General features: G+C 49.5%; 11 protein-coding genes. 1 reads left to right on the forward strand and 10 read right to left on the reverse strand.

All coding sequences use genetic code 11. The features are described from left to right. Nucleotides 1-135: 135 nt before the first annotated feature. From NW211_RS10295 to NW211_RS10325, 7 genes are all read right to left on the reverse strand, one after another. Nucleotides 136-1,443 (reverse strand): sigma-54 dependent transcriptional regulator, encoded by a 1,308-nt coding sequence (locus NW211_RS10295; RefSeq protein WP_258327776.1) that lies wholly within the window; start codon nucleotides 1,441-1,443, stop codon nucleotides 136-138. Beyond that, entirely contained in the window at nucleotides 1,418-3,790 is a 2,373-nt protein-coding gene (locus NW211_RS10300) for an ATP-binding protein (RefSeq protein WP_258327777.1), read from the reverse strand. The genes NW211_RS10295 and NW211_RS10300 overlap by 26 nt, the downstream gene beginning before the upstream one ends. Before the next feature lie 83 nt (nucleotides 3,791-3,873). Further along, nucleotides 3,874-4,008 (reverse strand): hypothetical protein, encoded by a 135-nt coding sequence (locus tag NW211_RS10305; RefSeq protein WP_258327778.1) that lies wholly within the window; start codon nucleotides 4,006-4,008, stop codon nucleotides 3,874-3,876. Nucleotides 4,009-4,373: 365 nt separating this feature from the next. After that, nucleotides 4,374-4,610, reverse strand: a complete 237-nt coding sequence (locus NW211_RS10310; protein ID WP_258327779.1) for a hypothetical protein — start codon at nucleotides 4,608-4,610, stop codon at nucleotides 4,374-4,376. Nucleotides 4,611-4,805: 195 nt separating this feature from the next. After that, a complete protein-coding gene (locus NW211_RS10315; protein ID WP_258327780.1) occupies nucleotides 4,806-6,905 on the reverse strand; it encodes a type IA DNA topoisomerase in 2,100 nt (699 codons plus the stop codon). Between the two features lie 94 nt (nucleotides 6,906-6,999). Continuing rightward, nucleotides 7,000-7,263, reverse strand: a complete 264-nt coding sequence (locus tag NW211_RS10320; protein WP_258327781.1) for a DUF4099 domain-containing protein — start codon at nucleotides 7,261-7,263, stop codon at nucleotides 7,000-7,002. 45 nt (nucleotides 7,264-7,308) lie between these two features. Next, the gene (locus NW211_RS10325; RefSeq protein WP_258327782.1) at nucleotides 7,309-9,072 is read right to left on the reverse strand and encodes a DUF3945 domain-containing protein; all 1,764 of its coding nucleotides are present in this window, start codon (nucleotides 9,070-9,072) and stop codon (nucleotides 7,309-7,311) included. 143 nt (nucleotides 9,073-9,215) lie between these two features. On the opposite strand from NW211_RS10325, the gene NW211_RS10330 reads away from it, so the two are divergent. Beyond that, nucleotides 9,216-9,353 (forward strand): hypothetical protein, encoded by a 138-nt coding sequence (locus NW211_RS10330; protein WP_155519609.1) that lies wholly within the window; start codon nucleotides 9,216-9,218, stop codon nucleotides 9,351-9,353. 1,487 nt (nucleotides 9,354-10,840) lie between these two features. Here NW211_RS10330 and NW211_RS10335 read toward each other — a convergent pair. From NW211_RS10335 to NW211_RS10345, 3 genes are read right to left on the reverse strand one after another with little or no spacing between them, the layout of a single operon-like run. Then, a complete protein-coding gene (locus NW211_RS10335) occupies nucleotides 10,841-11,371 on the reverse strand; it encodes a hypothetical protein (protein WP_258327783.1) in 531 nt (176 codons plus the stop codon). A 12-nt stretch (nucleotides 11,372-11,383) separates the two neighbouring features. Further along, nucleotides 11,384-11,635 (reverse strand): DUF6926 domain-containing protein, encoded by a 252-nt coding sequence (locus tag NW211_RS10340; RefSeq protein WP_080704529.1) that lies wholly within the window; start codon nucleotides 11,633-11,635, stop codon nucleotides 11,384-11,386. A 10-nt stretch (nucleotides 11,636-11,645) separates the two neighbouring features. Continuing rightward, nucleotides 11,646-11,903, reverse strand: a complete 258-nt coding sequence (locus tag NW211_RS10345; RefSeq protein ID WP_258327784.1) for a hypothetical protein — start codon at nucleotides 11,901-11,903, stop codon at nucleotides 11,646-11,648. Nucleotides 11,904-12,041 lie beyond the last annotated feature (138 nt).

A 12,041-nucleotide genomic window follows, 5' to 3' on the forward strand; every position in this document is an offset into this window, starting at 1 on the left:
TTTGTGTTCTAACCCAGTTTTTGTTCGTAGAAATCTGTTTTGTATGGGCTCTGCCCCGGAACTGATTGCCGAATATAAAATTACATTCCAGCTGGCAGAATGTTATTTCACATTATAGCCGGATATATATTGTCTTCATTTGTTGTTCAATCCATATTTCTTCATTTTCCGGTACAGCGTGGACGGATCAATGTGCAGCATCTCCGCTGTCCGTTTTCGGTTGCCCGTACATATTTTCAAAGCCCTGACAATGGAGAGTTTTTCCTGTGTCTCATTTTCCGGGAAAAGGAAAATTTCCTCTTCCTCATCCTCGACTTTTATATTCAAACAACCTGCTTCGATTACCGACTGTTTGGACAGCAGAACAGCCCGTTTGACCTTGTTCTGCAATTCCCGTACATTTCCCGGCCAGCCATATGAAAGCAACAGTTGCTCCGCCTCCTGGCTGAATCCGTCGGTCTGTCGGTTGAGTTCCTTGGAAAACCTTTCTCTGAAATGTTCGGCAAGCGGAAGTATGTCTTCCGGGCATTCATGCAGGGCCGGCAGAACGATTTCAAATTCCCCCAGACGGTGGTACAGGTCTTCCCGGAATCGTCTCTCCTTGATGGCCAACTGCAGGTTCTCGTTGGTTGCCGACACGATCCTTACATCAGCGTATTTCTCCCGGTTGCTGCCTATGGGAATATAGGTGCCTTCCTGCAAGGTACGCAGGAGCATACTCTGTACCTCCACGGAGAGGTTCCCCACCTCATCAAGAAACAGAGTACCGCCACGGGCCGTTTCAAAAAAGCCCTCCCGGTTTGCGGCTGCTCCCGTAAACGCCCCCTTCACATGCCCGAAAAAGAACGAGGGTGCAAGCTCTTTGGGAATGACGCTACAGTTTACCGCCAAGAACGGCTTTTCCCTGCGTTCGCTGGAATAATGGATACGTTGTGCTATGGATTCCTTGCCCGCTCCGCTCGGTCCAAGAATCAGAACGGATATGTCGAATGGAGCAACCGTACGGGCCAGATTCTCCACACTTTTCATCTGATGGCTGTTCCTGGACAGGATTTCCTTGTCCTTTCCATATATGACAGAGCGAGGACGCAAGATGTCCTTTATCAGACTTTGCAATTCATCCATCTGAACCGGTTTAGCCAGATAGTCCTTCGCCCCCATCTTGATAGCACGGACTGCGTCCGGGACGGAGGCGTATCCGGTCATGATGATGAAGGGAACATCTATCCGTTCTCTCTGCATCCATTCGAGTAACGATATGCCGTCCCCTTCCGGAAGACGGACATCAGAAAGGACAAGATCGAAAGGCTCCTTTTTCAAAAGTTGCCTCGCACCGGGTTCGTCTATTGTCGTCTCGGCCTCATAGCCGTATTTCTCAAACCATTTCTTTTGCTGTCCGGCCAGCAGGATATTGTCTTCAACTATGAGTATTCTGTGTTTCATTCGTATTATTCTTTAAGGCAAGTTTCCTGATATCCGAAAGCATATTCTTCGCATCGCCTATCAACTGGTCTATTCTTCCCATAACCACCTCGGTATGTGTACGGATAGTCTGCTCATCGGACGTTTCGTCATGCAGAATTCTGCTGTATGTCTCCAGTTCACCGGCCACTCCCAATTGTTTCCAGGTGGGATACATGCGATGGAGGGTGTTTTTCATCCGTTCCGTGTCCGTTTTTATGCCTTCGAGAGTTTGCTTCAGTTCCGTCCTGTTGGCAAGCGATTCCTCAATGAAGGCGTTAAGCATCCATTCCATATCCCCCGTCTCTGCGGCCAGAGCATTGAAATCCGCCTTCTGCTCCTGCTGCTGTCCCGACTTTTCCATGACAGAGGAAAGGAAAGCCAGTAGCTCGTTCATGGAGAACGGCTTCCGTATGCAACCGGAAAAGCCAGCTTCGATGTAACGGTTCTCGTCCTCATCGTTGCGAGCAGTCATGGCGGCAACCGGAATGGTGCGTGAATTTCCAATATTGGAGTGACGCAGAAGATACAGCAGGTCAAAACCGCTGGCTCCGTGCATCTGGATGTCGGTCAGCAGCAGATCATACGACTCTTTTCGCAGTTCGCCCACCATGTCCTTCGCCCCGACGCAGATCCGGCATGCTACTCCGTTCCGTTCCAGCATCTCCTTGACGATGCGCAGCTGTATCGGGTCGTCGTCCACCAAGATGATTCGCTTGGGAAGGCTGTACTTTTTCACGGCCGGTATGACCCTATTCTTTACCGGTTCAGTGGAAATGGCAAGGGGGATTTCCGCATGGAACAGGCTACCCTTCCCGACACGACTCGACACGGAGATGTTACCACCGAGCAGGTTCAAAAGCCCCTTGGTTATCGGGAGACCAAGCCCGAAGCCATCCGACGATATCTCTGGTGCCGCCCGCTCAAACGGCCGGAATATGCGTTCTACCGTCTCCTTGTCCATGCCGATACCCGAGTCCTCCACCTCCATGGTCATTACCCCGTCCTTGTGGCTTACCCGGAAACGAACGGTCCCGTTACGGGTGAACTTGAGCGCGTTGGTCAGCAGGTTGTCCGCCACCTGACGGATACGGTCCGCATCTCCGTATACCACGATGTCGGTGTCCTCTGCTTCTGTTTTGAAGAGCAACCCCTTGTCATTGGCCGCACAAGTATATTCCATAGTAATATCGTCGGCAAAAGTTTTCAGACTGAAAGGTATCTTGTTCAATGATTCCTTCGCTTCGTCCAGTCTGGAAAGATCGAGCAGGCTGTTGGCAAGTCTTGTAATATGGAGTGAAGATTTAATGATGTTTTCAAGGTAAATGTTGCGGCGTTTCCTTTCTCTGGTGTCAATAGCCAGTTCTGCACTGCCGCAGATAGCGTTTAGTGGACCCCTTATATCATGGGAAAGTGTTACGATAATACGCTTCCTCATTTCAGACAACTCCCGGTTCTGCTTAAGCGCATTTACAAGTTTGCGGCGATCATGCCTCTTGCGCCGTATGTCCCTCTGTATGACAAGATGGGATATGATCGACAGGACAATAGCAGCGATGATGGTGGCCGCAAACAGCTTGAACGAAAGTGCTTTTGCCTCCGCAATCCTTGCTTCTCGGTTTTGGAAAGCGGCCTGGACCTGTTCGTCAAGGACAGTGATAAAGGAGTTCAATCTTTGGTTCAGCTTCAGGTTTTGCAAGCGCAGGCTGTCCATATAGAGCCCGATATGTTTGTCATGCTCTTCCTGCATGTTTATCAACTGTTGATTGAGCTTCCACAATTCTGTCGTAGAGACCGGAACCTGCACCGTTTCCTTCTTACCCAATAAACCGGCTATACCGCTTTTCCGGCGGGTGACCGTGCGTGTACGGGTACTCTTGTCAATAACCTCGGGCAAACGATTGTAGAGCAGACTGTCCGAGACCCCCTGCTTCTGAAAAGCCTCTATAAGATGGTACAGGTGATTTTCCTTCTCCGCCAACAGCTGACGCAATGAGTCTATCTGTTCGGGGTTTACCAGATCCAGGCCGTTGTCTTTCATGCGTTCCAGCAGGCTGTCTATGTGCAGGCGCCTGTTCCGGTAGGCAGAGAAGTCCTCCCTATCCCATCCGATGGCAGATTTCCCCAGCAAAGCAATTCCGACAATGTGGCGGCGTATGGCGTTGACTTCGTTCCGGATCTCACGTATTTCTGCGGTTCCGTCTGCTATGTCGTGCATTTTTTTGCGCTCATGAAGCAGTATGGCAATCATGCTTCCGATGACCGCCATCAATATCAGATAACCAACTATGATTTTTGTCTGTAAGGATATCCCATTTAGCGTCCTCATACATTTTATGATAAAAAATCCCGGAAGGTAGTCGAGGGTGCAGTCTTCCGGGATGTGAATATTTTGGATGCCACCCCAACCTGCTATCCTGTTGCACGCAAAATACACTCCAGCCCTTTATGGTCTTTGTAAGCCACAACTTGTCCGCTTGGCTCTCTTTCCTGACCATTGCAGCCGGCAGAAGATTCTCTGATTTGGACCCCTAATATCTTATCCATATTTTATCTTTTTACAGTCAGTTCCTATTTCAGTGTATCCATATCGCCATACTGATAAAAAATCGGGGCCCCTTTTATGTCCCGATATCGGAACATAAATAGCCCCCTGTTGTCATTTGCCGGATTTACAAACCCTCCGACCAACGATATGATATTCTATCAATCGATGCAGTGAAACGCAAATATATACATTTTAATTTAACACAATAAAAATAGCATATATTTATTCTAATTTTGAACAAGTTTTAACACGATATATATTGTAAAGATATAATCATACAGGTATCGAATTCATTTTAACAGTTCCGGACAGCCCCTCTTATACTGCAATGACAAAATCGGTGTATGTTCCCTGCTGTCAGATTTCAGAAGACCAGAAAACTCAGGATGCACAGGAGAATGGCCAGTGCCACGAGCAGGCAGGCTACACGGTAGAGGAAGCTGAAGATTCCTCTGAAACATACAATGGCCACGGCGGTCCATACGGGAGATATGCCGTGTGTATAGAGCCAGCTGAATATGATGGCTGCTGTTACGGCCAGCGCGAGTGTCCTTGCCCATCTGCTGTCCGCTATCTTTCTGATACGTTCTTTTGCTTTCATAATCTTCATGTGTTTGGCGGGAATGCCATTCCCGGTTTCAGGGGCTTTCTTGCAGTCCGCCTCCACAGGCAAGGTTTTCGGGAAAAATACCGGAGCCTCGGGCGAGGATGATTTTTCCCAGAAACCGTAAGGCCAGACCTTGCCGGTGGAAACGGGCGGGCTGCGACCTTTGCCCCGCGAATCGGGATGGCTTCATCATTTCCTTTTCCTGCCGTTCCCGTTTTTGGGGAACGAGAGTGTCAGGGTGAACCCGGCGTCGAAAGTGACCGAAGCGTCGAAAGCCACGCCCTTCTTTCCCTTGAATCCCTTGATGAGCCGTGTGGAGCCGGAGGAGAAAAGCTGTTCCAGATGCTGGTCCGTCAGTTCCTTGTTCAGGAATCTGCGGTACACGGTCAGTCCGCACCCTTTATTGTCGCAGCGGGCACTCTTCTCCCTGACGATGATGTGTCCGGTCTTGCATTTGGGACAGGTGAACGTGCGGGCGGCTACCGCCGGAAGGCTGAGGTTCAGGATTTCACGGGTAGCCTTGCGGGTGTAGTCCGTGATGGATGCCATGAACGTGTCCGGTCCGAGTGTGTGCCGCTCTATCTGGAGCAGGGTCTTCTCCCAGCTTCCTGTCAGGGAAACATCCGCCACGAGCATGTCCTTCACCGCATCGTAGATATGGAGTCCCTTCTCTGTGGGGAGGATGCTCTTGCCCGATCGGGTGATGTAGTCGCGCTTGAACAGGGTCGTAATGATGGCGGCTCTCGTGGCGGGCGTTCCGATTCCCAGTTCCTTCACGGCCTCCCGTGCCTGCTCGTCGGCTATCTCCCTGCCGCAGGTCTCCATTGCTGCCAGCAGCGTGGCTTCGGTATAGAGCGGTCTGGGCACGGTCTTCTTCTGGGCCAGTCCGAATCCTGAAACAGGGACCGTGTCCCCTTCGGCAAATACGGCCGTACCCTCGTCGGTTTCCGGTTCGTCGTCCTGCCTGTCCTCTTTCCTGCGGAAGATGCCGCGCCATCCCGGACTGACGACAAGGGAGCTTTTCGAGCGGAAATCCATGTTGTCCAGACGGCATTCCATAAGAATCAGCTCCTTCTCGCAGCATGGCGAGAACGCCTCCAGCATACGTCCGGCTATCAGCGTATAGACGGCCTCTTCCGCTTCGGAAAGCCCTTCGGGTGCGATGCCGGTCGTGATGAGGGCATGGTGGTCCGTCACTTTGCTGTCGTCCATGCTACGGGTGTTGAGATGCGCAAAGTCAAGGATTCCGGCACTTGTGGCGAATGCGGGCATGGCCATTATCCTTTCCAGCAGACCGGGCACACAGGCCATCACGTCGTGCGGGATATACCGGCTTCCCGTTCTCGGGTAGGAAATGAGCTTCTTCTCGTAGAGCGACTGGGCGATGTCCAGCGTCTTTGCCGCGGGCAGGTCGAGGTGCACGTTGCAGTCCTTCTGAAGTGCCGTCAGGTCGTAGAGCAGCGGCGGCTGTTGCAGGGTTTTCCTGCGCTCCACCTTCGTAACCGTCGCCGAAGAATCGGGAGAGAGACTGCGGTAGGCGGCTTCCGCCTTCTGCCTGTCGTCAAAGGTCGCGGGATGGAAGAAGCGGCGGTGTGACGTGCCGCCATTGAGGGTGACATGCAGCTGCCAGTATGGTGTGGATACGAAACTGCGGTTCTCCCTGTAGCGGCTGCATATCATGGCGAGCGTCGGAGTCTGCACCCGTCCGATCGAGTTGTTGGACGAGCCGGAGACGATGGCCAGGGCACGGCTGGCGTTCATGCCCACCAGCCAGTCCGCCTTCGCGCGGCTGTCGGCGGCGGCATACAGGCTGTCGTATTCCGAGCCGTCCTTCAGTTCCTCCAGCCCTTTCCGTATGGCCTCGTCAGTAAGCGAGGAAATCCACAGGCGTCTGAACGGTTTCGTGCAGCCCAGAAAGTCGTATATCCAGCGGAAGATAAGTTCCCCTTCACGACCGGCATCGGTAGCCACGATGATGCTGTCACAGCGGTTGAATACGCTTTCTATGACTTTCAGCTGTTTCGAGGCGGCGATGTCCGTAACCATTCCCCTGTCCGTGCGCATCTGTCTGGAGACCAGGCGGAACGGGTCCGGCAGCATCGGCAGGTCCTCCGCTGCCGTTTTCGTATAACCGTAAGTGTCCGGCATGGCCAGTGACACGAGGTGTCCCAGTGCCCAGGTCACCATATATCCGTTACCGGAACAGTAGCCGTCATTTCTTGTATCAGCCCCGACTACACGGGCTATGTCCATGCCTACACTCGGCTTTTCTGCGATGATTGCTATCATATTGTTAGGATAAAAATTAAGCCGTTTCCCGTTTTCCGTGCGGAAGACAGGAAACGGCGGTAAGACATCAGTTTACTTGATAATTGCTCTCAGGCTATCTGCCCAGCGGTGTCACTCCCTGGATTTCCAGCAGCGGCGCCTCGCCCTTGCGAACCAGCTGGAGTGTGGCGTCCATCACCACGTCCACGCCGAGTAGTACCAGTTTCAGGGGCATCACTTTCGTCTTTTCTCCCTTGAGGAGGGTGTCCAGCTCGCCGGAGAGTTCCAACTCGTCCTTCATGATGCCGATGTCATGCAGTTCGTCCCAGTTCACATCTTCTGCCTTGAAAGGCATGTCGTTTCCGTTTTCCTTTTTCATATTTCTTTCTTTTTTGATTCAACATTCATTTTTCAGTTCCCGCCATCAGGAAATGCTGGCTCCCTTTGACTTGCGGCTGCCCTGTTCCTGCCGCTGGCTGTTGGCCACCACGTTGCGCTGCGAGGCGTCTCGCTTGCGGTCGGGATTCTCGTTGTAGAAGTCCAGGCGTCCCTGGTTGAAATTGGCCTTGACGTACTGCGAGATGGTCTTCCCGTCATAACCCTTGATGCCTTCCACCAGCACGGCCTTTCCGCTCTGCAGGTCGGCACGCTGCTTTCTGGTCAGGGGCACGTCCCAGACCTTGTCGGGAATCTTGAAGTCGGCCCGCTGCTCGAATCCGTCGGGCGTGCGGGAGTAGCTCAGGCGTCCCGTCTCCAAGTCCACCTTGATGAAGGAGGAGAACTCCTCTCCCCTACGGTTCACCATGTCGTTGAGGAAAATCACCTTGCCGTCACGGAGCTGCTGCTGTTCCTCCGCCGTAATCTTCACCCCATTGATTTCGTCGGGAATATAGATTTCGCGTGCGCCCTCCGGGGAATCCGGGTTGTAGCGAGTGTACGACGGACGGCCCGTCGCCTCGTCCAGCTTCACGTAGGAGGAGAACACCTCGCCGTCCTTGCGCTGCATGCCCTCCACGAAGATGGCCTTTCCGGCGTTCAGCTCCTCGACCTGCTTCTGTGTCAGTTCCACGCCCCCGAGTGTCTGGCGGTTGAAGAGCTTGTCGTTCTCGAAGATGAACTCGACGCCCCTGCGCTCGGCGTTTACCTGAATGAAGGCGTTGAACTCGTTGCCAGACTTGGCAATCATGCCTTCGACATAGACCTTCTTGCCTTCACGCAGGTCCTTCTGTTCCTGCTCGGAGAGCTGTACACCCTTGATTTCCTTTGGGATAAAGGCGTTCTCCGCTTTCATAGCAACCACCTCGTTGGTCAGCTTGTCGATGCTGATGAAGGAAGGGATAAACTCCCCATTGCGTCCTTTCAGCTCCACGACACGCCCCATGTTGCCCGTCTCGAGCAAGTTGTGCTTATCCTCCTCGGAAAAAATATGCCCGAAATACGGGCGATCGAGATCGGGTTTCTGCCGGATACCGTGGATACCAAGCACCACATCGCCCGACATGGATTGCTGGAAGGACAGACGGGCGTCCGTTCTCAGCACGGCCGAGCCGAAGTTCATGCTAATGGGCACGACCTGGTTGGTCTTGTAGCCACGAAGCATCTGTTCGAGCAGTCCGCGTTCCTGGAGGTATTCGCGGGAAATTCCGAAATTTTTAAGTTGTTCCCAGTTAATCATGGATTCGTTGTAACGATACTGGGTCTGCGACTGGCTGTCGGCTGTGGCAGCCTGCTGCTGGGTTTCATTTTTCTTTGCCATTTCATCTTGATTTTTGGGGTTAATACTTTGGTTTTCCTTGTTACGCGGGACAATCTCGTACTGCTTGAGAAATTCTTCCACGGCTTTTGTCTTTTTTCCTGCGGCGATGTCCTCGATGGCCTGCTGCACGGCAGGGTCGTCCAGCCTCTCCTCCTTGACGGAGAGGATTCCGAAGCGTGTCGGGTCTTTCAGTTGGCTCCAGAAGTTCTTGATGAAGTTCTCGAAGGCGTCGGCATAGCGGTCAATTTTCAGGAAGGAGTTCCGGTTCTTCTTGTCAGCGGCTACCGTGTTGAATTTTCCGTCCTGTCCGATTTGCGACACCGCTTCCAGAATCAGTTCCATCTTGTCGAGGATGAACACGATGTCACTCATCTGCTCGTTTTCGGTGACCTGCGGTTTCGGGGGTTCTTCCCTTGCATTTTTCTTTGCCATAACATTTGATTTTTAGTGTTGATAACTCATGTTGTCACCGCAAATATATAGGAGAAAAATTGATAAATAATTGATTTGCAATGTGTTAGGATATACATTACATCTTGTGTCATCACATTACACCGCAGGCCGGAGAAAACGGAGTGAAAAAACGGGGTAAAACGGCAGGAAAAGGAGAAAAAACGAAAGGCGGCAAAGGAAAGGGAAAAGGCTGGAACAGGCCGGACAGACAAGGGCATGGCGGTACGCACAGCCGCACGGAAGAAAAGGAAAAACTGTAATTATGCAGAGTTGGGAGCGAGCTGCTTTTGTCCCCCTTGATGTGTCCTTTTGTGACAGGAAGCGGAATTCTGTTTACGGGAATAACAGGATGGCGTAATCCATTGGGATGGCATACGGGAGCATGGTTCTCCCGTCGGATTCTTTTTTATTTTGACCTGTATCTATGCGTCGTAGGTCGCTTCGCTTGCTAAGTCCCGGTACTTTCCCCAACTCGGACGGCAATACCGGAGCGTTTTTTCGGGCGGAAAATTACCGCAGGGAATTTTGTGTCCCGAAAACCGGAGGCTTGAACGTGGAGGTATTCGCCCTCCGAGTTAACTTCTCGGAAGGGACTTGTCAAGTGAAGCGTGGCTTATGACCATATTATTGGAATGATTATGGACATTGATGTTTACGATTGAATTCGACATCTGATATGTCCAAACGGTCGGTTTGTATTGATGTACATGTATTGTGAATATTAGAATTAGATTAAGGTATAATTGGTTTCTGATACAAAGATTTAATCCTTGATCTCATCCATATTCATAAAAATCAAAGATTAAATCTTGAATTGTGTCATAAAAGTTCTTCATACACTCCGAATCCGAAACATCCTGCTATGACAAAATCTTCCCCGCTTTTGTCAGCAAGCGATAGCAAGTCAAAACTTTCAGTATATTATATTTTATCATTTCGCCATAAATACAAACGAAGATTCAACTAAATATGTGATTCTGAATAATTTCCAATCATTATAAAGATAGTCTGTCTTTTATGAGAGATTATATGGAATATTTCATATCTTTGTAGATAGCCATTGATTTACAATATCTTTGGCGATAATCCGGAAATAATAGTACTAACCGTCAGACAAAAGAACAATCATGGACAAGAAAGATTTGGAAAAACTGTTAATGCGGTTCTCTCATTTGGAAGTTACTCATTCAAAAAATGGTGACATTATTTACGGGTAATTCTATAGGTGAACATTTAGATTATTATATCGATGATAATTTTGATAAAAATAACGGAGCTTTGTTAAAGTGGTGAGAATGGATTATATATATTATAGAATGTATGTATGGTACAAGAGAAAAAATGATTGTGCCATAGTAAATAGTATATTATTTATAACTTCTGTTAAATTCTTTTTGTGTTTCCCCATTATGGGGATTGTAATAGCATTTTTCGAGAGTGACAAAAATAATATGACTTTAATGTTATATTTAGTATATGCTATTTTAATGCTTATGCATTCATTGATAAAGTATATTAGGCAAACCAATTCTATATTAGAAAAGTACAAACATTCGAAATACAATAGAACAATACATAACTATGTAATATATAGCATATTACCGATAAGTGTAATTGGAGGGATACTTTTTTATGTTATACTTTATAAAACTGTTATCATTCCATATGCATTAAGAGGAAAATTCTTTTTCCTAATTGATTGTTAACAATAAGAGCGCATTTTCAACCTCTGAATTTTGAGAGTGTATCAAATTGCAATATATTTGATGCACCCTCTCTTTTTATTTTGCCTGTATAGTTCTTCATATTCACCGAATCCGAAACATCCGGCTATGACAAAATCTTCCCCGCTTTTGTCAACGAGTGACAGCAGGCTGTCCAGAGTATCGCAATAGAAGAAGATTTCATCGTCCATTTCCGTATCGGAATCCATGTCCAGGGCTATTCTTGTCTCCAGTGTCTCCAAGGTGTCGTTCCAGCGTATGATGCATTCGAGGAAATGCGGTTCACGTCCCTTTTCAGTACGGTATTCCTGATATTTTTCACGGATTTCCTTCTTGATTTCCTCCGGCTTCTTCCAGGAACTGTCATCCACGATTTCAAGGCTCAGTCCCTCGACAAGCAGGCACGTGCCTTTGTCATATACCATCAGGGTACGTTTTCCCATGTGGCTTTTTCTCAAGTTTTCCCAATCGGGAATGTCCCACCGTTCGGTAGTCCATACTCCCCGGTAATTTTCGGGGACAGCGATGTATTCGCTCAATGTCATTCTTTTCATTTTTCTGTGTATTTATGGTGAAACAAAAAGAACCTTGCAGGTCTTGCAAGGCTCTCCAAATGCAGGATAGCGGTCAAACTCGTTGCAGGCGTCCCAATCCACGCTCATCGTGTATCCTTTCGGGAAATGTGTGCCGATAAATTTTTCAATCATGGCCCGTTCCTCTTCATTCAGGCTACCGTCCTCTTCCGTTCCGTATTCCAGGGCATATATGGCCCATTCGGGAATGTTGTCCCATTCCGTCTTTTTCATGTGCGCTGCCATAGCATACCGTTTATGCGGCGGAAAGTCTGCCGATTATCTCCTGAAGCTCCTGTTCCCATTTCCCGTCGCCATTGCCGAAGGATGGATAGGTAAGCTGGTACCAGTTGTGGTAGTCGAAGAATTTCATCCTCAGCGGATAGTAGTCGAATATTTTCCGGCCGTCCCTGAAGATGCGGATATGATTTATACCTACGTTCATGGCCTGTAGTCCGTGTCCGTTTAGAATCTCATGGAATCTTTCCATCGGGGTGAAGTTGCTTCTGCTCATATCTTTCATTTTTTGAGTTAGACATCTGCGGCTTGTCAAGCCGGTATTTTATTTCTTGCCTGCCTTTCTGTCCCGTGCCGGATTGCGCAAGGCTTTGCGAAAAAATACCGGAGCCCCCTGGCGAGGATGATTTTTTCA

The organism is Barnesiella sp. ET7 (assembly GCF_024733785.1).
Lineage (GTDB): Bacteria > Bacteroidota > Bacteroidia > Bacteroidales > Barnesiellaceae > Barnesiella > Barnesiella merdigallinarum.